Consider the following 23,676-nt stretch of genomic DNA (forward strand, 5'->3'; position numbering starts at 1 on the left):
TTACTTGCTAGCCAAGCCAGTCTTTTGGCTGTAAAAAGACAGTATACAATTTACTTTCAGCTGAGCCCGGTTCTGGGCTCCAGTTGTAACGCCATTTTACCTGTGGCGGTAAGGACATTAGAATAGATTCCGTGCGGCCGCCTGTTTGCAAACCAAATAGAGTTCCTCTATCGTAAACCAGGTTGAACTCGACATAACGACCACGTCGATAAAGCTGAAAATCTTTTTCTTTATCTGTATATGCCAAGCCTTTCCGGCGTTCAACAATCGGTGCGTACGCTGGTATATAGTGATCAGCCACACTTTGCATTAACGCAAAACAGTGTTCGAAACCACCTTCGTTTAAATCATCAAAAAAAAGGCCGCCTACACCGCGAGGTTCGTTACGGTGCTTTAAATAAAAGTATTCATCACACCATTTCTTATAATTTGAATAAACCATATCACCAAACGGCTCACATGCTTTCTTCGCCTGCTGGTGCCAATGGATCACATCCTTTTCAAAACCATAATACGGCGTTAAATCGAAGCCACCACCAAACCACCATATCGGCTCTTCGCCTTCTTTTTCTGCAATAAAAAAACGTACATTTGCGTGTGAAGTCGGCACATATGGATTGCGCGGGTGAATGACTAATGAAACACCCAAGGCTTCAAAGCTGCGTCCCGCCAATTCAGGCCGATGTTGAGTCGCTGACGCCGGTAAAGAGCCTCCACGTACGTGTGAAAAATTAACCCCGGCTTGTTCAAATACGGCTCCACTTTCTAGCACTCTTGTGCGGCCGCCACCGGTATCACCACCTCGATCCCACAGGTCTTCTTTAAAAGCCCCCTCTTCTTCTAATCCCGCGATAGAAGAACAGATGCTATCTTGTAGCGTTAATAAATACTCTTTAACGCGTTGTATATCCGGTGCTGACATAAATAAAATCTCGGTAATTAACGTATTTGTTTGTTTAACAGAGGATCGATTATCCGACTAGGTTTTTTAGCTTTTCCGACTTGTCCATTGATGGTGTAAACGCCCTTACCAGAGAATTTCAAGCGAGTTTGGTGTGCCGTTCTTATTGATACACAACCAGATATATTGGCACTTGTCGAAACGATCGCCATCCCCACCAATTCGCACAGCTCTTTAGCCAAGCCATGCTGTACCAACCGGACTGCAATCGTTTTATGCCCCCCTGTTAGCCATTTTGGCACCGACTCTTTTGCGGGTAACAACCACGTCGTTGGCTGCTGAACCTGATCATATATCATAGAAATAACCGATTCAGATAGCGGCTTTAGATAAGGTTCTATTTGAGAAAAGTCCGACGCAATGAGGATAAGTCCTTTATTTCGCGCTCTTCTTTTTAACCGAAGTAACTGTGAAACCGCCTCTGAGTTGAGTGGGTCACAGCCCAAACCGAACACCGCTTCTGTTGGGTACGCTACAACCCCTCCCGCATGCAGGTGTTCAGCAAAACACCTTTTCTGCCACGCTGATGGCATAGCAGAGCTAACTCTGTTGAAGCCTTTCTTGCAACTCTTGATTTTTCTTAATCACCGCCTCACCAGCAGCCTTTCTATCTGCAGCCACACGCTGCGAAACACCCGCATCAAACAACCCTATTATTTGCGCTGCAAGATAGGCCGCATTCTTTGCACCCGGTTTACCAATGGCTACACTGGCAACGGGTATACCGCCGGGCATTTGCACCGTAGACAAAAGCGCATCCTTACCCTGCAACGAGCCTGCATCTAATGGTACGCCTATTACCGGCTTAACCGTGTTAGCAGCAACTGCTCCGGCCAAATGGGCCGCTAAACCTGCAGCCGCAATGAAGACGGCACAACCTCGCGCATCGGCATCGGTCACATAAGCATGCGTTTCAGCAGGCGTTCTGTGCGCAGAAGTTATTCTAACTTCATAGGGTATTTCCAGCCCCTTCAGCACATCAAGCGTACTTTGCATGACAGGAAAGTCTGAGTCTGAGCCCATTAATACAGCGACAAATATTTTTTTATTTTGCATAATAATTTTGTGTTATTCCGGTTTAGCTATTTCTTCACAAGGCGTCACGTAGGAGCACTCTTGCTGTGGACATACTTTTTCAGTGCCACGTCGTTTCGTTGTTTTTATCGTCAAAATGGGCCAGTTACAACTCGGACAAGGCTCATTAATCGGTTCATTCCACAAAGCATATTTACACTTAGGATAGTTTGAACAAGAGTAAAATATTTTCCCTTTCCGAGATTTACGTTCGAGTATCGTGCCTTTTTTACAATCAGGACAAACCACATTAGTATCTTTTGGTTTCTCTAACGGCTCCATGTGCTTACAATCCGGATACGAGCTACAGCCAATGAATTTGCCATAACGACCGGTACGAATAATAAGGTTTGATTCACACTTAGGGCAACTTCTCCCCTCAACCACCTCGGGCTCTGCAGCCGCCGCATCCTCATTAAGGTTGCGCGTATAGCCACATTCAGGGTAATCGGTACAACCAATAAAGCGACCATTCCTACCTAAACGAATGGATAACTGCTTGCCGCATTCTGGACACTTCTCGTCCAACGCTTCTTGCGTGACGTCACTGCGCTGAACGCTGACTTCTTTATCGTCAATCAAAGTTTTGAATGGCTGCCAAAACATTCTCATCAATGGCAGCCAGTTTTTTTCACCCCTAGAAACAGCATCAAGGTCATCTTCCAATTTAGCCGTGAAATCGTAATCCACGTAATTGGTAAAATGCTGCGTTAAAAATTTATTAACGATTCGACCAACATCCGTGGGGTAAAAACGTTTCGTCTCTAGCTCAACGTAATCACGGTTTTGCAAGGTTGAAATAATAGACGCATACGTTGAAGGGCGGCCAATACCGTGTTCTTCAAGCGCCTTAACCAAACTGGCTTCACCGTAGCGTGGTGGTGGCTCGGTAAAGTGTTGATTCGGCGTTACGTCCAATAGGTCAATCAACTCGCCTTCTTTCATTGGCGGCAATAAGTTTTCCTTATTATCGTCGTCAGCTTTACTGTCGTCTTTACCTTCGAGATACACCGACATAAAGCCCGGCTTATTAACGGTTGAACCCGTCGCACGAAACACATGACCTTTACCACACGTTAGATCTGCGCTAACGCCGTCAATCAACGCGTTAACCATTTGGCTGGCCACTGTTCTTTTCCAGATCAACAAATAAAGCTTATATTGATCGTTCGATAACGAACCGCGAATTTCTTCAGGTATGCGCGCTGCTGAACTCGGACGTATCGCCTCGTGAGCTTCTTGTGCGTTTTTTGACTTTGTTTTGTAAACAGGTGCCGTTTTAGGTACGTTCTCTTTACCGTATCGGGTTTGAATAAGCTCACGAATCTCCGCAACTGCTTCTTCCGCCAAGTTCACCGAGTCCGTTCTCATGTAGGTAATCAAACCTGCAGACTCAGAGCCAATAGTCACCCCTTCATACAATTGCTGGGCAATTTGCATCGTCTTTTTAGTGGTAAACCCTAACTTTCTTGCCGCTTCTTGTTGAAGTGTAGAGGTTGTAAAGGGTGCCGCCGGGTTACGCCTACGTTGCTTCTTTTGTAGCTTCTTAACCAGCAGTTTACCCGCCGCAACGCTAACAATATCGTCTTTTATTTTATTCGCAAACTTGGCATTCTCAACGCTAAACTGGGTCAGTTTCTTTTCTTCAAAATGCGTTAACTTGGCTTTAAACGGTTGATCCGCCGCTTTCACTGCCGCTTCGATGCTCCAGTATTCGCGATTTTTAAACGCTTCTATTTCTAGTTCACGCTCTACAATCAGTCGTAAGGCAGGGCTTTGTACACGTCCTGCGGATAAACCACGGCGTATTTTTTTCCACAATAAAGGCGACAGGTTGAAGCCAACCAAATAATCTAATGCTCGCCTTGCTTGTTGAGCATCCACCATATCCATTGACAACTCGCGTGGTTCTTGTATCGCTTTTTGAATAGATTTTTTGGTGATTTCATGAAAAACAACACGATAAACAGGCTTGTCTTTTAGTAGCTTTTTCTCTTTTAGTAATTCAGACACATGCCAAGAAATTGCCTCACCCTCTCTATCTGGATCAGTCGCGAGATAGAGTTCGTCGGCTTTTTTCATTGCCTTAGCAATGGCCTGTACGTGGCGCTGATTCCTTTCGACTAAGGAATATTTCATCGCAAAATCATTCTCAGGATCAACTGCGCCTTCTTTCGGCACCAAATCCCTGACGTGCCCATATGACGCCAAAACGGTAAAGCCTTTTCCTAAGTACTTCTCAATGGTCTTGGCTTTCGCCGGTGATTCAACAATAACAAGAGCTGACATATTTGCGCCTAATGAAGTTCGAATGGAATGTCGCCATACACTAGCTCTTCCATTTGTGAGTAGTGCCCTTCCATACCAGATTGACTAAATAACACCATCAATGCCACCCACTTCACGTGGTCTACTGTCAGTATCGCATCGCCTAACGCCATCGCTCTATCTATAATCAGCTCACGGCGAGTCATGTCTATGATGCCTGCCTGCTCTAAAAACAAGAGAAAGCCTTGAGCATCGACATCAAATCGTACACGTTCTTCAGTGGAATAAATCCTGATTGAGCTTTGGCCGGCATAATGTTCAACCACTGCTGAGGGCTGAAGCGTTAACTCATCCATCCAGTCAAAGGCTCGGTCAACATAATTTTCTGTAAACCCTGCTTCCAATAACTCTTTTTTTAACGCACCTTGCTCGATTGCTTTTTCATCGCCCACGTCGATGTAATGCTCAAATAGGTACACGAGTACTTCAAAAATAGTTTCTTTCATTTCTTTCAATTTTATCTCTACTTATTCGGCTGAACACCGATAGAAAAGGCCACCAGGCGCAGATGATACTAAACCTTGCAGCTCTAATACTAGTAACATAGACGAAATTTCTTCTGCTGTAAAATCAGTTTCCGCTATCAGTTCATCCACAGAGGTGGGGTCAAAGGCAATTTTTTCAAGTAAAACAACGTAATCACCTTCCACAGGCGAAATATTTAACGCGGGTTTTGCTCGTTGCGCATCACTCTCACCAACAGCAATGGATGAGAGGTGGCCTAGCTCCTCAAGAACATCGTCAGCTGTTTCAATTAATTTAGCACCCTGCCGAATCAAGTGATGGCAGCCTTTTGCTAACGGGTTATGAATAGAGCCCGGAATGGCGAAGACCTCTCGACCCTGCTCCATAGCATGCTTTGCCGTCACCAATGTTCCACTCTTTATCGCCGCCTCCACCACTAAAACGCCTAAACTTAGGCCACTGATAATGCGGTTCCGTCGAGGGAAGTACCCCGGCTTTGGTTGCGTGCCAATCGGAAATTCCGATACGATTGCACCTGTCTTAATAATCTCTTCTGCCAACGGTTTATGGCTTGCAGGATACACCCTATCCAAACCGGTAGCGGCCACTGCAATTGTATAGCCATTACCTTCTAAAGCACCTTTGTGCGCCGCTTGGTCAACACCTAACGCCAGCCCACTTGTTACGGTTAGACCAAAATTCGCGAAACTTTTTGCAAAGGCTTGCGTTGTTTTAAGCGCCATTGGCGACGGGTTTCTTGTGCCCACCATCGCTATTTGTAAGGAACCTAGAAGAGACCGGTCTCCGCGTATAAATAAAACCGGCGGCGGGTCTGCAATCTCTTTTAAGAGCACCGGATAGTCGTCATCGTGCCAACACATCAAGTGACAGCTTTCGCGCTCTAACCACTTTAAATCCGGCTCTATTTTGCGGTAATCGAAGTTTTTTATCTGCTCAGCGATAGTCGCCGACAAACCCGCCTGCCTTAGCTCGGCGGTGGACGCGGAAAAAATGCTCTCCGGCGAAGCAAACAGCTCAAGTAAGGCTAAGTATCTTTTTGCGCCAATTCCTTTAACTCGCCATAAAGCAAGCCAAGCACGAGCATCTGAACGAGAAAGGCCTGACGATGTACAAACACCATCAGGCCCATTAATATCAGCCAATGTTAAGGCGTATGAACTACATCATGGCGATGTATTACTCGGCTACTCTGCATAACAAGGCCGTAACTCACACGATCAAAAACACGAAAAACCATAAGCGCACCTGCTTTTTCATCTGGCAAGGTCACTTCTTCACCGCCGCCGGCAATAACATCTCTTACGGTTTCGCCTGCACGATCAACTTGTAGCACATGTCCTACTTCGACACCATCCTGTTCACCACGATCAATCACAACCACATCATATTGCGCTACTTGAGACACTCCATCAACCACCCCAACAATTCGACCTTTAATATCGCTGTCTGGTGCGCGGGGGAAATAGTTTTGCACGATAGGCCCTATTATAGCTGGCAACAAACGGTCCCCTTTACGTACTTCACGCGTTGATTTTGACAACATAACCGTCGCTGGGTCACCTTTCAACTTAACGGCTGATTCTGCTATATAGACGGATTCAAAACCTAGAGACTCGCCCGTTTCACCATCTAAATATTCTTCGCCTTGACGCACCACAACGTACCCATCGGCAATGCCGTTTTGGAAAGACCTAACGTAAGCTTTATAACCTGGGCTACCCAAGATATGTCCGTCATCAAACGCAACCACGTAAGGCGCAGAATCATATTCTTCTTGCGTCATCACCCTTGGGTTATTCAAAAATGCATTAATCGCATCGATGGGTATTGCAGGAATGGCATCACCTAAACTAGAGCGTCGAATAGACGGCGACAACTTTCCATTGCCTCTTTTCAAGGTCAACCTTGGCACGCCATCAATAAAAGACAACTCAATAATATCGCCGGGATAAATCAAATGCGGGTTCCCAATTTGATCATTGGCTTGCCAAATATCAGGCCAGCGCCATGGTGTTTGTAAAAAACGTGCCGATATATCCCAAAGCGTATCTCCCTTTACAACCACATAACGATCTGGGTGCGATGGGTTTAACTTAATATCAGCGGCCAGTACACTCCAACTAAACACCATGCCAAGTAGCAATACTATTAATTTTTTCATAGCCATGATCTTCCTTTTTATTGGCAAATTAAGAACGTTCTAAGTCTAGCTTAAAATATTCACTATTCAAAGTTTAACCTAAATTAGTTAGAATTCCCCTCAAACAACTGAGCGAAAACGCACATTTCTTCATTTCACTATGCCAAAACTAGACATTCTTCACTTCCCAGACAAGCGACTTCGCACCAAAGCAGTTGAAATTAAAAGCGTTGATGACGACTTGCGCCTTTTTATCGACGACATGTACGAAACAATGTACGAAGCGCCCGGCATCGGCCTTGCCGCAACACAGGTGGATTTTCACAAGCGTCTTATCGTGATTGACGTATCAGAAGATAATAATGAGCCCCTATGCTTTATCAACCCTGTTATCACGCACAAAGAGGGCGTTGAAATCATGCAGGAAGGTTGTCTTTCTGTCCCCGGTTTCTACGAGGATATTGAACGAGCAGATTCCGTTACCGTCAAAGCATTGGACAAGCAGGGGGAACCTTTTGAAATGACTACCGGCGGCTTATTAGCCGTTTGCATACAACACGAAATCGATCATTTAGACGGCAAGTTATTCGTGGATTATCTCTCGCCCCTGAAACGTAATCGAATTAGGAAAAAGCTTGAGCGCATGGAAAAAGAGCATACAGAACCAAAAGCTCAATCTAACCCCGTCCTATAAGCCTCCTATCATGAATATTATTTTTGCAGGTACGCCCGACTTTTCAGTGCCTACGTTAAAAGCACTCATTACAAGCGAACATAAGATTTGCGCCGTCTACACACAACCCGACAGGCCAGCAGGGCGGGGGCGTAAATTACAAATTAGCCCTATCAAGCAATCTGCTTTAGAGGCAAACATACCCGTCGAGCAACCACTCAACTTTAAGTCGGCAGAATCACTCGAAACATTAAGTTCCTATCAGCCTGACCTAATGATCGTAGTCGCATACGGCATTATTTTGCCTGAAAGTATTTTAAATGCACCACGATTTGGCTGCATCAATATCCACGCTTCGCTATTGCCACGTTGGCGAGGAGCCGCTCCGATCCAGCGCGCCATCTTATCTGGTGACAAGCAAACCGGCGTTACCTTAATGCAAATGGACAAGGGGCTAGATACCGGCGACATGCTTTCAACGCTTACTTGCCCAATAGCACCGAAAGACACATCTAGCAGCCTGCACGACACTTTATCCACTTTGGGTGCCAGCGCGTTGCTCGACCTACTGCCGCTGGTTGAAAACGACCAACTAGAGCCCGTCTCACAACCCAGTTCTGACGTAACCTATGCCCACAAGCTGAGCAAACAAGAAGCATCGATTGATTGGAACCAGCCAGCCACCGAGGTTCAACGCGCGATCCAAGGTTACAACCCTTGGCCCGTTGCACACACCCTGATTAACGAAAAACCCCTACGCATCTGGCAGGCTAAAGCCACCGGCGAACGCTCCGGCAACAATCCCGGGCAAATTAAAACAGAAAAAAACAAATTATTTATCGCCTGTGCAGATTATTACATTGAAATCACTGAGTTACAGCCCGCTAACAAACGGCGCATGCCTGCCAGCGATTACCTTGCCGCGCATCAAATTAACGGTCTCACGCTAGGATCATGAATTCAAAAAATAAAACACCAACGTCCGCTAGAGAAACTGCTGTCGTCGTTATTTGCGCGGTCATTCAACAAGGAAAGTCTCTTACCGACGCGCTAAGCCTGAGCGAAAACCTAGAACCTAGAGAACGTGCGTTTTGTCGAGAGCTCTGCTACGGCACTCTTCGCTGGTACGAGCGGCTAAACGCCATTCTCAAACAGTTATTGAAAAAACCGTTCAAGCCGAAAGATATCGACATCACGGTCCTCGCTCTAGTCGGTTTATATCAAATAATTTACCTCAGCACGCCTGATCACGCCGCCGTCTCCGAAACGGTTAATCTGTGCAGAAGTGGTAAAAAAAGTTGGGCGAAAGGCGTCCTAAACGGTGTATTACGCAACTTCCTTCGTAACCGTGAATCACTAGAAACCACCGCCGATAAAAACTGGGAACAACGCTTCTCCCACCCAAGCTGGCTTGTTCAACAGCTAAAGTTAGACTGGGGCGAACGCATTGAAAGTATTCTAGATGCGAATAACCATTACCCACCGATGTCGATACGGGTTAATCAAAAAAATACAACGCGGGACGACTACCTAAGCCAATTAAAAGAAAGCGGCATTGCTGCGTCGGAAAACCCGTTCAACACGGTTGGCTTAACGCTAGAGCATCCAGTGAATGTCGACCAATTGCCTGATTTTTGGCAAGGCGCATCATCGGTACAAGACAGTGCCGCACAATTAGCGGCTGAACTGCTCAACATTAAAGACGGCCAACGCGTACTCGATGTATGCGCCGCGCCGGGTGGCAAAACGGCACATATACTCGAAAACGCGCCTGACAACATTGCGCTGTTAGCCATTGATATTGACGAAAGGCGAAACCAACGCGTTATAGAAAACCTGCAACGCTTAAAGTTAAACGCCGAGGTTATGACCGTCGATGGTTTAGAACCTAACGAATGGTTTGATGGCACTCCCTTTCAGCGCATTTTACTGGACGCCCCCTGCTCAGCGACCGGTGTCATTAGGCGGCACCCCGATATCAAACTACTGCGCAAAGCATCTGACATCCCAGCCCTCGTTAAGCTACAAAACGCATTACTGAACGCCATTTGGCCATTACTGGATAAAAAGGGTGTGCTTTTGTACGCCACCTGCTCTATATTATCCGCAGAGAACAGCCAGCAGATGTCGGCATTTATGGCCGAACACCCTGACGCAAAAGAAATCAAAATAAAGGCCGAGTGGGGCCAAACCTGCGAACACGGTAGGCAGATTTTACCCGGCGAGAACAACATGGATGGCTTTTATTACGCATGCTTAACAAAAACCTAATACAGGCGCGCTGTTACCGCTATACACGGCAAGTATTGGCGGCCCTTGCCTTGTTGCTCGTATCAGCAAGCAGCTTTGCCGTCGAGGACCAAAGCATTACCATAAGATCGGCTTCGTTTTCTTTGCAGGATAAAACCTACTTATTAAATGCTCATATAGATTACAGCCTAAGTGACGAAGCAATAGAAGCATTGCACAATGGCGTGACTTTAACCTTTAATGTGGAGTTATCAATCATCGAGCCAAGAAGCTGGCTATGGAACAAACACATCAGCAGCCTCACATTGCCCTATCGAATCAAATACCATACCTTAGCTGAAACATACCAAGTTTCTGATACGACCAATAATTTACAACATAACTTTTCCAGCCTTTCGGCCGCCCTTCATGCGTTGGGAACAGTTGACGACACCCCAATACACGCGATGACAAGCAGCAACGCTTTTACGGCCAACGGTTCGTTAAAAGCCTACCTTAATATTGAAGCCTTGCCTCTGCCCATGCGGCCGTTAGCTTACATCACAGCAGGCTGGTATTTACGCAGTAAAACGTTTCAATGGCCACTAACTCAATAAAGAAAAGAACATATATTATTCCCATTGGAATCTTGCTCAGTTTACTCTGCAGCCTGTATCTGATGAGCCACGCAACACAATCCGCCTCCCAATTTAACGACATTTTTTCTTTATTGATCATCATCAATATTATCGGTGCTGTTTTTTTGCTCGGTTTATTGATCTCAAACATTCGTTGGCTCTGGCGACAATTTACCAAACAAGCCGTTGGCTCGCGTATCACTGCTCGCATCGTGTTACTGTTTTTTGCCATTTCCGTCATCCCAACCGGTATCGTTTTTTACTTTTCCAGCCAACTCTTGCACCAAAGCATCGACAGTTGGTTTGACGCAAAAATTGACGACGCGATGCAAAGCTCGCTAACACTGAGTCGCCGCTCGCTGGATAACCGTACGATTGCGCTGATGAAAGAAACCCGCCAACTTGCCAGCCAGTTGGAAAACGAAAGCGATATCTTCTTGTCATTAACACTCGCCGGTCTACGAGCACAAACAAATGCCAACGAATTAACCGCTTTCTCAAAACAAGGCCAGATCATTGCAACAACCAACCTTGATCCTGGCGTACTAATTCCTAACACACCGGACAGCTCGATCCTGTCGCTAGCCAAACAAAACCGAGAGTTTATTGGCTTAGAACCAAGTTATGACAGAGGCCTGATTGTACGAACAATCGTTGAAATTAGGCACACCAACCCAAAGCGCTACTTACAAGCTATCTACACCATGCCGGAAGATATCAGTGACTTAGCCAGCTCGGTTGAAGACGCCTATACCGCTTATCAAGAATTCAGTTACTTGCGCGACTCATTGAAATTCAGCTTTACGCTGACCCTTTCATTGGCCCTTATTTTCAGCGTCTTGGCTGCCAGCTGGGCAGCCTTTATTTTTGCAAAAGAACTGGTCGCCCCTATTCGACAGTTGGTCGAAGGGACTCAAGCCGTTGCCGAAGGTGATTACGAGAAGAAACTAAAAACCAACCGGCAAGATGAGCTGGGCTTCCTCATTAACTCATTCAATGCCATGACCTTACGTATCTCTAACTCTCGAACAGAAGCCAGTGATGCTCAACGAAATGCCGAAGACCAACACACTTACCTAGAAACCGTCTTAAGCCACCTTTCTAATGGCGTGCTAGGCTTCGACCTTGCACTAAGACTTAAAACAACTAACCACGGTGCCGACCAAATTCTTGAACACCCGTTAACCGCTTGTATTGAATACTCACTTGAAGAAATCGCCAGCAAATGCCCAGAGCTCGACGCCTTTACCAGTCTGTTAATCAATAAGTTTTCTGCCAATGAAAAGGAATGGCAGCACGAGTTTGTTTTTTCCATCAACCACCAGAAAAAAACCTTGTTTCTAAAAGGTACGCCGCTTTACGCTGCCGACAAAACACTATCGGGTTATGTGCTGATTTTCGACGACGTCACACCCATCATTCAATCACAGCGAAATGCCGCTTGGAGCGAAGTAGCCCAGCGCTTGGCACATGAAATTAAAAACCCTCTCACGCCAATACAATTATCGGCCGAACGCTTACAAAGAAAGTTACACGCTCAGCTCGATGATGACGCCAAGAAAATCTTAAAAAAATCAACCAATACCATTGTGCAGCAAGTAGACGCGATGAAAAGCATGGTGAATGATTTCTCTAATTTTGCGCGCCCACCACAGTCCAAGCCTCAAATGATGTCAATTGGCCAACTCATCGGTGATATTGCTGACCTGTATCAAGGGCAAGTGCGGCACCTAAACACCGCTATTGACGACCATTTACCCAGCACATTTGCAGACCCCATTCGCTTGCGTCAGGTACTCATTAACTTAATAAAAAATGCCCAAGAAGCCATTGCCGACATTGACGGGGGCCAAATCAACATATCAGCCCGCTATCAAGAAGACACTGATTCGATCCAAATTTGTATTGCTGATAACGGCCCAGGAGTAGATAATTCGGACATTGAACGGATTTTCGAACCCTATGCAACCACCAAAGAAAAAGGTACGGGACTTGGCCTGGCTATCGTTAAAAAAATCATCGAGGAACACGGCGGCACCATTATCATTAAACCCATAACACCTCAAGGCGCCAATTTCATCATTCAACTCCCTGTCACTAACCCTTAATAAAACCCTTTAATTCACGGAAAGACCTTATGAACAAACCTCATATTCTTGTTATAGACGACGAGCCAGATATTCGCAGCCTGATACGCGACATCCTCGAGGACGAAGACTATGAAGTATCTACCGCTGAGAGCGCCATAGCCGCTCAACAAGCGCGCCACGAGTGTCGTCACGATATAATCTTGCTCGATATCTGGATGCCCGATACCGACGGTGTCACCTTGCTAAAGGAGTGGTCTACGGCTGGGGAATTATCGTGCCCAGTGATCATGATGTCTGGCCACGGTACGGTTGAGACTGCTGTAGAGGCCACCCGCTTAGGCGCTTATGACTTTTTAGAAAAACCGCTTTCAATAGCAAAACTATTGCTAACAATTGAGCGTGCGCTTGAAGCCGAAAAGCTCAAACAAGAAAACATCGACCTCAAGCAATACTCCAGCACCATTCAAGAACCGCTTGGCAGCAGCCAAAAAATTCAACAATTGCTCGAACAGGCCCGTCGCTTAGGACAACATGATACCCGTGTGCTATTAACCGGCGAACCAGGCAGCGGCAAAGAAACGCTCGCTAGATATCTTCACGAGCACAGCGCTAGGAAAAATGGTCCCTTCATAGAGCTAAATACCGGCGTGATCACGTCTCACAATGCCTTAGAAGAATTTTTTGGCCGTGAAGACGGCGACGCCATTCACTATGGCTTGCTCGAAAAGGCCAGCCAAGGCACCTTATTCATCGATGAAATCGGTGACATGGACAGCGAAGTTCAACATCGCCTATTAAGCGCTTTAGAGTCCAAATCCTTTCAGCGGATTGGCGGCCATGAAGAAGTAAAGGCTGACGTGAGAATTATTGCCTCCACACGACAAGATCTTGAAGACGCTATTCAAAACGGTCAGTTCAGGCAGGACTTATATTATTTGCTCAACGTCGCCAACCTCCACTTACCGCCTCTCAGAGAAAGAAAAGAAGACATTCCTTTACTGCTGGACTTTTATCTTCAACATTATATAAAACGAGAAAATTTACCAAAACGCAAATTTACCATTGCGGCGCAACAATTTTTAAGCGATTATACGTGGCTAGGGAATATACGTGAGCTAAGGAACGTGGTTCAACGCCTATTAATACTAGGTATTGGGGACGAGATCGGCCTAACCGAAGTCAAAACAACGCTCGGTGAATCCGCAAGATCCGTCATAACATCAAATGATATACCAGTCTTTTATGACTTACCCCTTAAAGATGCTCGTGCACAATTCGAAAAAGCCTACCTTGATTACCACCTTAACCAACATAAAGGGAGCGTTAGCAAGCTTGCTGAAACAGCAGGTGTGGAACGCACTCACCTTTACCGCAAACTTCACGCCTTGGGCATCGAATTTAGAGGAAAGCGTTAGCCTTACGCATCGCCGCATCCCATGAGAATTGTTATTTTAGGCGCAGGCCGTGTTGGTTTTACCGTTGCTAGCAACCTATCTAATGAAAACATCGACATCACGCTGATCGATAAAAGTCAGAGTGTTATTGATGCTGTTTGCGAACGCTTAGACGTTTCGGCCATCTGTGGCAACGTGTCCCACCCTGATGTCCTAGAAAGTGCAGGCATAAAGCAGGCCGATATCGTCATCGCTGCAACAGACAGTGACGAAACAAATATGATGGCTTGCCAAGTTGCCCACCATTTATTCCAAGTACCAAAGAAAATCGCACGGGTCAGGGCAAAAACCTTTTTAGATGTTCAAGAGCAGCTTTTTAATGCTGACGCTATCCCTATTGATATCATCATTAATCCTGAAAATGAGATCGTACAGTTCATAAAAAACCTTATTTTACACCCAGGCTCTCAACAGGTACTTTCATTCGCCAATGGTGCCATTAGCCTTGTCGAAACAAAGTGTAACCGCGGCGATCTTTTAATTGGAAAGTCACTCAATGACCTCACCAGCCTTTTACACGGCGTGTACGCAAGAATAGCCCTAGTTTATAGAAAGGGAAAAATCATCATCCCTGACTATCAAAGCATTATTGAAGAAAGTGATCGTGTTTTCTTTATCGCCCCGTCGGAAAACATACAACAGGTACTCAGCTTATTATTTAACCAAGACAAAGCATACAAGCGATTAATTATTGCTGGTGGTGGAAGAATCGGCCTTGGCTTGGCGAAAGAGCTAGAGAACACCTTACAGGTGAAAATCATCACCAAGAGCAGTCAGAAAGCCTATGAACTATCGGAGCAGTTGGACCATAGTATCGTGCTATCTGGAGACGCCACGGATGAAGCCTTTTTACTCGATGAAAATATTAACCGGACCGACGTCTTTTGCACGCTAACCAGTGATGATGAAACCAACATTCTATGCTCGATGCTAGCCAAAAGCCTTGGCGCGAAGGTTGTCATGAGCCTGGTCGATAGAAATGCTTATATGAGCATGGTCGATAATGGTTCCATCGACAACGTCATTTACCCTCAGCACACTACCATCGGCAAAATATTGTCGCAAGTCAGACAAGGTGATATTTCTAGCGTCCATTCCTTACTCCGTGGGAAAGCAGAAGCGTTTGAAACAACCATCAAAAGCAATGGCAAAAAGAATACCCTTATAGGGAAAGCCATACGCGACATTAAACTACCACATGGCAGCCTTGTTATCGGCATGGTAAGAAACAATGCTTCCATTCCCGCAAAGCAAGACGTCATTATTAACGAGGGCGACCAACTCATTATTTTTATTGCGGATAAATCATTAGTGCCTCAAGTAGAAGCCATTTTTCAACCCTCAAAATCACTCCTTAGCCGACTGATCAACTAAGTATGCACTATAACGTTATTAGGCGAATATCCGGCCTGTTGTTGGGCCTTTTTAGCATCACCATGCTACCGCCTATTGCCGTTTCTTTTATTTACAACGAACAAAACCATCAACCTTTTATCATTGGTTTTCTAACCATTTTTATTGTTGGTTTCCTCCTTTGGCTAAGCGCAAAAAACGCCAAAGAAGAGCTTAGAACGCGTGACGGCTTCATCATTGCCGCTATATTTTGGGTCAGTCTAGGCTTATCGGGCGCTATTCCTCTGTACGTCTCAAACATGCCGTCGCTATCTTTAACCGACGCCATATTTGAATCTATCTCAGGCCTAACGACAACAGGCGCAACGGTCATCACGGGGCTGGACAGCTTGCCAAAATCGATTCTTTTTTATCGCCAACAGCTTCAGTGGCTTGGTGGTATGGGCATCGTCGTACTGGCTGTTGCCATTCTACCGATGCTTGGAATTGGCGGCATGCAGTTGTATAAGGCCGAAACCCCCGGCCCAGTTAAAGATGCAAAGCTAACCCCGCGCATTACTGAAACGGCTAAAGCACTCTGGCAAATATACCTCGGCTTAACGGTCGCCTGCACACTGGCTTACTGGTCCGGCGGCATGAATTTTTTTGATGCCTTAACGCATAGCTTTAGCACCGTTTCCATCGGTGGCTTCTCAACCCACGATGCTAGCTTTGCCTTTTTTGACAGCTCCGCGCTAAACTATATTTGCATTATTTTCATGCTGATAGCCGGCATCAATTTTGCCCTGCACTTCAAAGCCGCTAGATCACTTAATTTTAAGGTCTACGGTCAAAACGATGAGCTTAGGGCCTATCTCTTCATCCTTGCCATACATACCCTGATCGTCTGCACTGCCCTGTTTTTATTAGATCATTCAAACATTGTTGAACAAACCCTGTTTCAAGTCGTCTCTTTTGCAACGACCGCGGGCTTCACCTCAACCGACCATACAAGCTTGCCTTTATTTATTCCAGCCTTGCTCATTTTCATGAGTTTCTATGGCGGCTGCGGCGGCTCCACCGCTGGCGGCATTAAAGTTATTCGTATTTTGGTTATGCTCAAGCAATTAGGCAAAGAAATTACTCACCTAATCCACCCACACGCTGACATGCCCATAAAGCTTGACCATCACGTTGTTTCCCGCCCTGTAATTAATGCGGTATGGAGTTTCTTTTCTGCCTATATTCTATCGTTTGGCGTACTGATGATTCTAATGATGATGACCGGGCTTGACCAAGTAACCGCCTTTTCAGCCATCGCCTCAACGCTTAATAATCTAGGCCCCGGCTTGGGTGACATCAGCAGTAACTACGCCAGCATTCCTGATCCCAGCAAGTGGATTGCTTGCTTTTCAATGCTCTTAGGCCGGCTGGAAATATTTACCTTACTGGTCTTATTCAGCCCGGTATTTTGGCGTGATTAATGTCTGATTTAAAAAACAAATGGGATGACATTTATCGTCAGCGAACAGGCACAACACCTGAGCCCGCTCTCATGTTATCTCGCTACTCACACCTGCTACCGCAACAAGGTGTGGCACTTGACCTTGCTTGTGGCTTGGGTGGCAACAGCTTTTTTCTAGCCCAAAAAGGCTTACAAGTTGACGCTTGGGACATCTCAGGCATCGCGATTGAACATATTAAGCGAAACACACCTGCTCCAAGTAACATTCATGCATTAGCGACCAACATCAGCGATACCGCGCTTGCTATCAATCATTACGATGTCATTACCGTTTCACGCTTTTTAGATCGCCAACTTATCGACGGTATTATTGCAGCGCTTAAACCGGGCGGCTTACTGTTTTATCAAACATTCACACTTGAAAAAACACGGTCTATCGGACCAACAAACACTCTGTATCTATTAGCGAAGGGCGAGCTTTTATCATTATTTTCTGCGCTCACACCCCTTGTTTACCGTGATGAAGGGCTTGTTGGAGACACAGAAAAAGGCATTCGAAATGAAGCCATACTCATCGCTCAAAAGCCCTAGGATCGAAACCAGCACTAAATACAAGATATCGTTGTATAATGTCCGGCTAACATCCCTTTAAGGTCTATCCATGTCTATCATTAAAAGCATTTCGCCAACACAGGCTTATGAGATTCTCGAAAACGACTCGAAAGCCATATTAGTCGATACACGAACTCAAATTGAATTTTCCTTTGTCGGCCACCCTATTGGTGCCGTTCATGTGCCCCTTAAAAGACCGCCTAACTGGGATAATTTTCCAGACTTTGTCGAACAAGTTGGTAAACAGCTTTCTTCCAAAACAACCGCCATTGTCTTGATGTGCCGAAGCGGCGCACGCTCAATGGATGCCGCCAAGGTATTGGAAGCGGCTGGCTACCAATCGTTATACAACATGGACCAAGGCTTTGAAGGCGATAAAGACAACAACAACCATCGCGGTAATTTAGGCGGTTGGCGTTTTCATAACCTCCCTTGGGAACAAAGCTAACACCGCTTCTAACATTTTAAATACTCTCGGCTACCCGCCACTCAATTTATAGGAACCTACTCTTGTGAAACAGAATCTTCGAAATATCGCCATCATCGCCCACGTTGACCACGGCAAAACCACCCTTGTTGATAAATTGCTCGAGCAATCAGGCACGCTTGACCGTAAGAGCTCAGGTACTGAACGTATCATGGACTCCAACGACCAAGAGAAAGAACGCGGCATTACCATTCTCGCAAAAAACACAGCCATTGAATGGGAAGGCATACACATTAATATCGTTGACACCCCAGGCCATGCCGATTTTGGTGGCGAAGTAGAACGTGTTCTGTCCATGGTTGATTGCGTATTATTACTCGTCGACGCTGTAGACGGCCCTATGCCACAAACTCGCTTTGTGACCTCCAAGGCTTTCGAGCAAGGCTTGAAACCCATTGTTGTTATTAACAAAGTAGATCGCCCTGGCTCACGTCCAGACTGGGTTATCGATCAAGTTTTTGACCTATTCGACAAACTAGGCGCTACCGACGAGCAGCTCGACTTCCCCGTCATTTATGCCTCCGCCATCAACGGCGTTGCTGGCCCAGAAGCCGATGAATTGGCAGATGACATGACCCCGTTGTTTGAAATTATCAGAGAAAGCGTCCCCGCTCCTGTCGTAGACGTTGACTCGCCATTCCAAATGCAAATTTCATCTTTAGCCTACGATAGCTATGTTGGCGTTATTGGTGTTGGCCGCATCACACGAGGCAGCCTAAAACCCGGACAAACAGTCACCATTGTCGACAGCGAAAACAAACAGCGCAAGGGTAAAGTACTGAACGTCAAAGGTCACTTAGGCCTTGAGCGCATTGATGTTGAAGAAGCCTTTGCTGGCGACATTATTTGCATCAACGGCATCGACGGCCTTGGCATTTCTGACACTCTATGCGACCCAGATCACGTTGAAGCGATGACCCCTCTGTCCGTAGACGAACCAACCGTTAGCATGACTTTTTCTGTCAACAATTCACCATTTGCTGGGCAAGACGGTAAATTTGTCACCTCAAGGAACATCAAAGACAGACTAAACCAAGAACTGATTCACAACGTTGCTTTACGCGTTGCCCCTGGCGACTCACCTGATAAATTTATTGTCTCCGGTCGCGGTGAACTACATTTGTCCGTACTGATCGAAACCATGCGCCGTGAAGGCTTTGAACTAGGTGTCGCCCGCCCCGAAGTTATCCAAAAAGAAATTGATGGAAAAATGCAAGAGCCGTTCGAGGTGGTCGTTATTGATATCGAAGAACAGCATCAAGGCCCCATTATGGAAGAAATGGGACTGCGCAAAGCCGAGCTTACTAATATGGAGCCCGACGGCAAGGGCCGTATGCGCCTAGAATTTATGAGCCCTTCTCGTGGACTCATCGGTTTCCGTGGGCATTTTCTGACACTAACATCCGGCTCCGGCATTATGACCAGCGTGTTTGATCACTATGGCCAAGTTAAATCAGGTGAAATCACCTCTCGCCAAAATGGCGTGCTCGTGTCTATGGTTAAAGGTAAAACACTTGCTTTCGGTCTTTTCAACCTTCAAGAACGCGGCAAACTCTTCTTAGGCCACGCTGAGGAAGTATACGAAGGACAGATTGTCGGCCTTCACTCACGCGGCAACGACCTTGTGGTAAACCCAACTAAGGGCAAACAACTGACCAATGTTCGCGCATCGGGTACAGATGAAGCACTGACCTTGGTACCGCCTGTCACCATGACATTAGAGCAAGCGCTTGAATTTATTGAAGACGACGAATTAGTAGAAGTAACACCTCAACACATTCGCTTAAGAAAGAAACTATTAACAGAGAACGAGCGTAAGCGCGCCTCGCGCGGGCCTAAGTCTTAGACCAAAAAAAACCGACGGAGTAAACTCCGTCGGTTATATGGTCGCATTGCTTGGTTGGCAAAAAATTCGTCCTTTCCAGCATCCTTGCTGATTGTGTGATCCTTCACACTTCCGTAGCAAACAATCCTTGTTTGGTGAGATCCTTCTCATAAATTTCTTTAGCAACGGTGGAAGTATAGGGCCATCCTCTTCCACAAAGAATCATCTACAGCCTCAATCAACGTAAGCATATGCTTACAATCACCTGTGTTGCACTTATTTAGCAAAACATATTGTCTTTGCTCACCATGAGAATTACTATATTCAGTGAATTCTAATACATGGGGTTGAGATCATGAGCTGGACTAAAAAAGTACTACGCATTAATTTAACAGACAGAACATCTGCTGAAGAACCACTCAATATGGAGTGGGCCGAACAGTACCTCGGTCAAAGAGGGCTCGCCACCCGATACTTAACAGACGAAGTTGACCCAAAAGTCGACCCCTTGTCTCCTGACAATAAGCTTTATATGGTCACAGGTCCGTTAACTGGCACCATGGCAAGCACCGGCGGTCGTTATTCTTGCGTCACCAAAAGCCCTTTAACTAATGCCTTGGCTTGTTCCAATTCAGGTGGCTTTTTTGGAAATGAAATGAAATGTGCCGGCTGGGATATGATTATTTTAGAAGGCAAAGCAAGCTCACCTGTCTATATCAGCATCGTAAATGAAAAATGTGAAATTTTACCGGCCGATGACATTTGGGGAAAATCAGTTTGGGAAGCCGACGAGTGGCTCCATACTAAGCACCAAGACCCACAACTAAGAATCGCCGCTATCGGCTTACCGGGTGAAAAGGGCAACCTTTATTCTGCCATCGTTAATGATCTTCATCGTGCTGCCGGTCGCTCAGGCGTTGGCACTGTCATGGGCTCTAAAAACGTTAAGGCTGTGACACTCCGTGGTAGCAAAGGCGTTGGCAACATCAAAGACCCTAAACGCTTCTTTGAGGCCACCAACAAAGCCAAAAAAATTATTGCTGAAAATGAAATGGTTGGCGGCCTCAGCGCATTAGGCACAAACGTCATGATGAACCACATGAACGAAGTAGGCGCCCTGCCGGCCAGAAACTGGCAAGACAGTATTTTCGAAAATGCACCAAAACTCTCTAGCGAAGCGATGGCAGTTCCTAGGGCAAGTGACGGAAAACCTAACTTAACCAGAAATGCTGGCTGCTTTGCTTGCACTATTTCTTGCGGACGCATCTCCACCATTGACCCTGAACATTTCAGTATCAAAAACCGCGAAGACATTCACAAATACTTCAAAGGAAACTCAGGCGGCAACGAATACGAAGCCGCATGGGCATTAGGCTGTGACACCGGTGTTGATGATTTAGACGCCGTTACCTACGCTAACTTTGTCTGCAACGAACAAGCGCTAGACCCCATTTCTGCTGGCGCCACCATTGCCGCAGCAATGGAGCTATTTGAACTCGGTATTCTAACGAAAGAAGATACCGGCGGCATTGACCTTAGGTTTGGCAATGCTGAAGCCATGGTTGAATGCATTGAACTTATTGCAAAACACGAAGGCTTTGGCCAACAACTTGCCCAAAGCTCGTTGCGCTTTTGTGAAAAGTATGGCCGCCCAGACCTCGCCATTGTGGTTAAGGGACAAGAGTTTCCAGCCTATGACGCCCGCGCAGTTAAAGGCATGGGCCTTGGTTACGCAACGTCTAACCGCGGTGCTTGTCACGTTCGTGGCTACACCAATGGCTCGGAAACAGCAGGCGTGCCATTCAAAACAGACCCTTTAGCCACCGAAGGAAAAGCAGAATTACTAATGGCGTTTCAAGATACAACCAGTGTCTTTGACTCGGCCGGAATCTGCACCTTCTCATCGTTCGCACAAGGTCTTGAAGAAGTCGCTGAGCAAATTGACGCCGCCTGCGAAGGCGAGTGGACAGCAGAAAGGCTCGGCCAATTAGGCGAACGCGTATGGAACCTAGAGCGCGAGTTCAACAACAACGCAGGCTTTACCGCTGCTGATGATACGCTGCCTCCGCGCCTACTTAGCGAACCGATTAAAGCCGGCCCTGCAAAAGGCCACGTCTGCGAATTGGATAAAATGCTACCTGAATACTATGAGATTCGTGGATGGAACCAAGACGGCACGCTAAAAGATGAAACAAAACAACGATTAGGACTTTAACCAATACTCTCTTGCGTGGCGGTCACATTGGCCGCTACGCAAAGACTTAACCAATATGTCAGAAATCACACTTAAACTTTTTGCTTCTTTAGCAAAAGTCGCGCCCGAAAATATTGGCGGTGAAATAAAGAAACTTCCCTTACAAACAGGCGATACTATTTTGAGCATTGCCGAGCGCGCCAATTTATCTCACAAGAATCTCCATCTAGTCATTTTAAACGGCATCTACGTGGATAAAGACAAACGTGCTGTGACCCAGCTTTGTGACGGCGACACCCTCAGTTTTTGGCCACCCGTTGTAGGCGGTTAACAAATAATCCGCAAACGATAACTTCACGCTTGCTATCCCTCCTCGTTATTGGGAAAATGCACGTCTACTTGCAATAAAACACATACCATAAAATGAATAACAGAACAGCAACTGTTAATCGCGACACCTTAGAAACTCAAATCTCTGTCACTATCAACTTAGATGGCAGCGGTAAAACAGATTTTTCTACCGGTATCCCCTTTCTAGAACACATGCTCGACCAAATAGCCCGTCACGGCCTGATTGATTTGAACATTGTCGCGAAAGGCGATTTACACATTGATGCACACCACACCGTTGAAGACCTTGGCATCACCCTAGGCAAGGCGGTGACAGAAGCACTTGGCGACCGTAAGGGTATTTATCGCTATGGTCACGCATACGTTCCATTGGACGAGGCCTTATCACGTGTCGTTATCGACTTTTCTGGTCGCCCAGGGCTGGTTTATGATGTGGATTTCCCACGCGCTAGAATCGGTAGTTTCGACGTCGACCTATTCCGTGAATTTTTCCAAGGATTTGTAAACCACGCCAATATAACGCTACACATTGATAGCCTGAAAGGCGTTAATGCACACCATGTTGCAGAAACCATTTTCAAGGCATTCGGCCGCGCGCTACGATTCTCATTAGAAAGAGATTCTCGTATGGAAGGCATTATTCCTTCCACTAAAGGCTGCTTGTAACACTAAAACGAGACCTAAATTATGGCCACCGTTGCCGTTATCGATTATGGAATGGGGAACCTCCATTCCATTGAAAAAGCACTATCAACCGCTTCGCCAAACACACGCGTCATTGTGAGCTCGGACAAAGAGACCATCTTATCGGCTGATCGCATTGTTTTTCCCGGCGTTGGCGCCATTCGTGACTGCATGGCCGCCATACACGACAGCGGCTTAGATGAAACCATTAAAGAAGCCGCAAAAAGCAAGCCATTGCTCGGTATTTGTATTGGCATGCAAGCGCTACTAGAGCATAGCGAAGAAAATGGTGGCGTAGACTGCTTAGGCATCATTCCTGGAAACGTCATAAAATTCCAGTCTGGCACCAGAGACTCTCAGGGTGAAAAGCTTAAAATCCCACACATGGGTTGGAATAAAGTTAATTACACTAGAAAAACTCCACTTTTTGATAACACAGCTCAAGATGAGCGGTTTTATTTCGTGCATAGCTATCATGCCAGCAAAGTGGCGAATGAAATCACTACCGCGACGACTGATTACCCTGAACCATTCCCTTGTTCAATAAAGTGGAAAAATATAGTCGCTGTTCAGTTTCACCCTGAAAAAAGCCAGCACGCCGGATTACAATTACTACAAAATTTTTTAAACTGGGACGGAAAGTCCTAACACCA

General features: G+C 46.1%; 22 protein-coding genes. 15 read left to right on the plus strand and 7 right to left on the minus strand.

Features of this window, described 5'->3' with window-relative positions; genetic code table 11:
* Nucleotides 1-7: 7 nt before the first annotated feature.
* From hemF to AB1Y31_10455, 7 genes are read right to left on the minus strand one after another with little or no spacing between them, the layout of a single operon-like run.
* On the minus strand, nucleotides 8-922 hold the full coding sequence (gene hemF / locus AB1Y31_10425) for an oxygen-dependent coproporphyrinogen oxidase (protein ID MEW4983589.1): 915 nt from the start codon (nucleotides 920-922) through the stop codon (nucleotides 8-10).
* 17 nt (nucleotides 923-939) lie between these two features.
* On the minus strand, nucleotides 940-1,494 hold the full coding sequence (locus tag AB1Y31_10430; GenBank protein MEW4983590.1) for a Sua5/YciO/YrdC/YwlC family protein: 555 nt from the start codon (nucleotides 1,492-1,494) through the stop codon (nucleotides 940-942).
* A gap of 7 nt (nucleotides 1,495-1,501) precedes the next feature.
* A complete protein-coding gene (purE, locus tag AB1Y31_10435) occupies nucleotides 1,502-2,017 on the minus strand; it encodes a 5-(carboxyamino)imidazole ribonucleotide mutase (GenBank protein MEW4983591.1) in 516 nt (171 codons plus the stop codon).
* A 12-nt stretch (nucleotides 2,018-2,029) separates the two neighbouring features.
* A complete protein-coding gene (topA, locus tag AB1Y31_10440) occupies nucleotides 2,030-4,324 on the minus strand; it encodes a type I DNA topoisomerase (GenBank protein MEW4983592.1) in 2,295 nt (764 codons plus the stop codon).
* A gap of 8 nt (nucleotides 4,325-4,332) precedes the next feature.
* The gene (locus AB1Y31_10445; protein MEW4983593.1) at nucleotides 4,333-4,809 is read right to left on the minus strand and encodes a DUF494 domain-containing protein; all 477 of its coding nucleotides are present in this window, start codon (nucleotides 4,807-4,809) and stop codon (nucleotides 4,333-4,335) included.
* 21 nt (nucleotides 4,810-4,830) lie between these two features.
* On the minus strand, nucleotides 4,831-5,991 hold the full coding sequence (dprA, locus tag AB1Y31_10450; GenBank protein ID MEW4983594.1) for a DNA-processing protein DprA: 1,161 nt from the start codon (nucleotides 5,989-5,991) through the stop codon (nucleotides 4,831-4,833).
* Between the two features lie 2 nt (nucleotides 5,992-5,993).
* The gene (locus tag AB1Y31_10455; protein ID MEW4983595.1) at nucleotides 5,994-7,010 is read right to left on the minus strand and encodes a LysM domain-containing protein; all 1,017 of its coding nucleotides are present in this window, start codon (nucleotides 7,008-7,010) and stop codon (nucleotides 5,994-5,996) included.
* A 139-nt stretch (nucleotides 7,011-7,149) separates the two neighbouring features.
* Between AB1Y31_10455 and def the strand changes: the two genes are divergently transcribed.
* From def to hisH, 15 genes are all read left to right on the plus strand, one after another.
* Nucleotides 7,150-7,683 (plus strand): peptide deformylase, encoded by a 534-nt coding sequence (gene def / locus AB1Y31_10460; GenBank protein ID MEW4983596.1) that lies wholly within the window; start codon nucleotides 7,150-7,152, stop codon nucleotides 7,681-7,683.
* Nucleotides 7,684-7,693: 10 nt separating this feature from the next.
* A complete protein-coding gene (fmt, locus tag AB1Y31_10465) occupies nucleotides 7,694-8,620 on the plus strand; it encodes a methionyl-tRNA formyltransferase (GenBank protein MEW4983597.1) in 927 nt (308 codons plus the stop codon).
* Nucleotides 8,617-9,933, plus strand: coding sequence for a 16S rRNA (cytosine(967)-C(5))-methyltransferase RsmB (gene rsmB / locus AB1Y31_10470; protein MEW4983598.1), 1,317 nt, complete (start codon nucleotides 8,617-8,619; stop codon nucleotides 9,931-9,933). The genes fmt and rsmB overlap by 4 nt, the downstream gene beginning before the upstream one ends.
* Nucleotides 9,915-10,508 carry a DUF4390 domain-containing protein gene (locus tag AB1Y31_10475; protein ID MEW4983599.1) on the plus strand — a complete coding sequence of 198 codons (594 nt, stop codon included), beginning with the start codon at nucleotides 9,915-9,917 and terminating at the stop codon, nucleotides 10,506-10,508. Before rsmB ends, AB1Y31_10475 begins: the two co-directional genes overlap by 19 nt.
* Nucleotides 10,490-12,637: an ATP-binding protein gene (locus AB1Y31_10480; protein MEW4983600.1), complete on the plus strand. Its 2,148-nt coding sequence runs from the start codon at nucleotides 10,490-10,492 to the stop codon at nucleotides 12,635-12,637. The genes AB1Y31_10475 and AB1Y31_10480 overlap by 19 nt, the downstream gene beginning before the upstream one ends.
* 29 nt (nucleotides 12,638-12,666) lie before the next feature.
* Complete coding sequence (locus tag AB1Y31_10485; protein MEW4983601.1) at nucleotides 12,667-14,034, plus strand: sigma-54 dependent transcriptional regulator; 1,368 nt, start codon at nucleotides 12,667-12,669, stop codon at nucleotides 14,032-14,034.
* 21 nt (nucleotides 14,035-14,055) lie between these two features.
* Entirely contained in the window at nucleotides 14,056-15,447 is a 1,392-nt protein-coding gene (gene trkA / locus AB1Y31_10490) for a Trk system potassium transporter TrkA (GenBank protein ID MEW4983602.1), read from the plus strand.
* Nucleotides 15,448-15,449: 2 nt separating this feature from the next.
* On the plus strand, nucleotides 15,450-16,889 hold the full coding sequence (locus AB1Y31_10495; protein ID MEW4983603.1) for a TrkH family potassium uptake protein: 1,440 nt from the start codon (nucleotides 15,450-15,452) through the stop codon (nucleotides 16,887-16,889).
* On the plus strand, nucleotides 16,889-17,461 hold the full coding sequence (locus AB1Y31_10500; protein MEW4983604.1) for a methyltransferase domain-containing protein: 573 nt from the start codon (nucleotides 16,889-16,891) through the stop codon (nucleotides 17,459-17,461). Before AB1Y31_10495 ends, AB1Y31_10500 begins: the two co-directional genes overlap by 1 nt.
* A gap of 70 nt (nucleotides 17,462-17,531) precedes the next feature.
* On the plus strand, nucleotides 17,532-17,930 hold the full coding sequence (locus AB1Y31_10505) for a rhodanese-like domain-containing protein (GenBank protein MEW4983605.1): 399 nt from the start codon (nucleotides 17,532-17,534) through the stop codon (nucleotides 17,928-17,930).
* Nucleotides 17,931-17,994: 64 nt separating this feature from the next.
* The gene (gene typA / locus AB1Y31_10510) at nucleotides 17,995-19,815 is read left to right on the plus strand and encodes a translational GTPase TypA (GenBank protein MEW4983606.1); all 1,821 of its coding nucleotides are present in this window, start codon (nucleotides 17,995-17,997) and stop codon (nucleotides 19,813-19,815) included.
* A gap of 334 nt (nucleotides 19,816-20,149) precedes the next feature.
* Nucleotides 20,150-22,009 (plus strand): aldehyde ferredoxin oxidoreductase family protein, encoded by a 1,860-nt coding sequence (locus tag AB1Y31_10515; GenBank protein MEW4983607.1) that lies wholly within the window; start codon nucleotides 20,150-20,152, stop codon nucleotides 22,007-22,009.
* A gap of 55 nt (nucleotides 22,010-22,064) precedes the next feature.
* Nucleotides 22,065-22,319, plus strand: a complete 255-nt coding sequence (locus AB1Y31_10520) for a MoaD/ThiS family protein (GenBank protein MEW4983608.1) — start codon at nucleotides 22,065-22,067, stop codon at nucleotides 22,317-22,319.
* Nucleotides 22,320-22,411: 92 nt separating this feature from the next.
* A complete protein-coding gene (gene hisB / locus AB1Y31_10525) occupies nucleotides 22,412-23,005 on the plus strand; it encodes an imidazoleglycerol-phosphate dehydratase HisB (protein ID MEW4983609.1) in 594 nt (197 codons plus the stop codon).
* 21 nt (nucleotides 23,006-23,026) lie between these two features.
* Nucleotides 23,027-23,671: an imidazole glycerol phosphate synthase subunit HisH gene (gene hisH, locus AB1Y31_10530; GenBank protein MEW4983610.1), complete on the plus strand. Its 645-nt coding sequence runs from the start codon at nucleotides 23,027-23,029 to the stop codon at nucleotides 23,669-23,671.
* Nucleotides 23,672-23,676 lie beyond the last annotated feature (5 nt).

Source organism: Cycloclasticus sp. (genome assembly GCA_040743155.1).
In the GTDB taxonomy this organism is placed as follows: domain Bacteria; phylum Pseudomonadota; class Gammaproteobacteria; order Methylococcales; family Cycloclasticaceae; genus Cycloclasticus.